The 1793-nt window shown below is 71.9% G+C and carries 3 protein-coding genes; all 3 read left to right on the top strand.

Going from position 1 to position 1793, the window contains the following annotated elements; all coding sequences use genetic code 11:
* The first annotated feature begins 162 nt into the window (after positions 1 to 162).
* On the top strand, positions 163 to 435 hold the full coding sequence (locus P409_RS40005) for a hypothetical protein (protein ID WP_152613684.1): 273 nt from the start codon (positions 163 to 165) through the stop codon (positions 433 to 435).
* A gap of 259 nt (positions 436 to 694) precedes the next feature.
* Positions 695 to 1423 carry a class I SAM-dependent methyltransferase gene (locus tag P409_RS33435; protein ID WP_034848842.1) on the top strand — a complete coding sequence of 243 codons (729 nt, stop codon included), beginning with the start codon at positions 695 to 697 and terminating at the stop codon, positions 1421 to 1423.
* A 13-nt stretch (positions 1424 to 1436) separates the two neighbouring features.
* A partial coding sequence (locus P409_RS33430) for an MFS transporter (protein ID WP_034848840.1) occupies positions 1437 to 1793 on the top strand: 357 nt, incomplete at its 3' end.

Raw genomic sequence — 1793 nt, 5'->3', positions numbered from 1 at the left:
GCGATCAGCGCGCTGGCGGGCGGCAATGCCGGGATCGGCGCCCTGATCGGCGGCGCGGCCGGCGCCGTTGCCGGCAACCTCAAGGGCAAGGGCTACTGGTGACGCCCCGGCGCGGCCCGCCGCACCGGCGGGCCTGCCTCAACCAGCGACAGGAGGGGATCGATGCGCACGATATCGGTATTGTCCGCCCTGGCCGGGATCGGGCTCGCGGCGGGCGCCGCGAATGCCGCAACGGACCGGGCGGACCATGCGGTCCCGGTGCCCGCCGCGTCCCTGATGGCGAGCGCAGCCGGGACGGGAACGCCGGATGGAGCCGGAACGATCCCTCGCGATCCCTCGATGCTGATGGCGAGCCCGCCCGAAGGTAAAGGAAAGGGTAAGGGCAAAGGCAAAGGCGGCGGCTCCGACGACGCCAAGGGGAAGGGCAAGGGCTAGGATCGAAGTCCACTCCGCCGAAACTGGTCCTTGACGCGGCGCTCGCCGCCCGCAATACAGAAGCCATGTCCGTGATCGCATCCCGCATCGTCACCAGACGCAGCCGCATCGCCGTCGGCGGGACGCCCGGACTCTGTGTGCGCTGATCGCGGTCAGCGCCCGATCCACGCAGCCCCGCCGGAAACGGACGGGGCTTTTTCTTGGCCGCATTCCCGGCTGTCGCGCACCCCGTCCGCCCTTTGAAGATGGAGGACGCACCATGACCCAGAACATCTACGACACCCCCGGCTTCTTCGCCGAGTACAGCCGGCTGCGCCGGTCGATCGAGGGCCTGGACGGCATGCCGGAATGGCCCGCCATGCGCGCGCTGGTGCCGGACCTGACCGGCCGCCGCGTGGTCGATCTCGGCTGCGGCTTCGGCTGGTTCTGCCGCTGGGCCCGCCAGGCCGGCGCCGCCGAGGTGCTGGGCCTCGACGTGTCGGAGAACATGCTGGCCCGCGCCCGGGCCACCGACCCGGAGATCGCCGTCACCTATCGCCGCGAGGACCTGGAGCGGCTGGATCTGCCGCAGGATTCCTTCGATTTCGCCTACAGCGCGCTGGCGCTGCACTACATCGCCGACCTGGAGGGGCTGCTGGCGCGGCTGCACCGGGCGCTGGCGCCGGGCGGGCGGCTGGTGGCCTCGGTCGAGCACCCGATCTACTCCGCCCCGTCCGATCCGAAATGGGTGCGCGACGAGGCCGGGCGCGACACCTGGCCGGTCGACCGCTACCTGGACGAGGGGCCGCGCGTCACCGACTGGCTGGCCAAGGGCGTGGTCAAGCAGCACCGCACCATCGGCGGCTATGTCGACCTGCTGCTGCGGGCCGGCTTCACCCTGGCGCATCTCGAGGAATGGGGACCGACCGCCGAGCAGATCGCCGAGCATCCGGACTATGCGATCGAGCGCGAGCGCCCGACCTTCCTCCTCCTCGCCGCCGATCGCTAGCTCCGAGGTCGTCGTGATCCGCCCCCGCAGCCTGCCCTTCCTGGTCCTGCTGGCGGCTCTGGTGGCGCTGGGCGGGATGGCGATCGACATGTATCTGCCGGCCCTGCCGACCATCGGGGCGGAGTTCGCGGCCGGGCCGGACCGGGTGCAGCTGACCATGAGCGTCTACCTGCTCGGCTCTGCCGCCGGGCAGATCGTGATCGGCCCGCTGAGCGACCGGTTCGGCCGCCGGCCGGTGCTGATCGGCGGCTTCCTGCTGTTCGCCGCCGCCAGCCTCGGCGCCACCTCCGCCGGCTCGATCGACGCACTGATCGCCTGGCGGCTGCTGCAGTCGCTGGGCGCCTCGGCCGGCGGCGTGCTGGCCGTGGCG

The organism is Inquilinus limosus MP06 (genome assembly GCF_000767795.1).
In the GTDB taxonomy this organism is placed as follows: domain Bacteria; phylum Pseudomonadota; class Alphaproteobacteria; order DSM-16000; family Inquilinaceae; genus Inquilinus; species Inquilinus limosus_E.
This window is presented reverse-complemented; position numbering and strand designations above follow the sequence as displayed.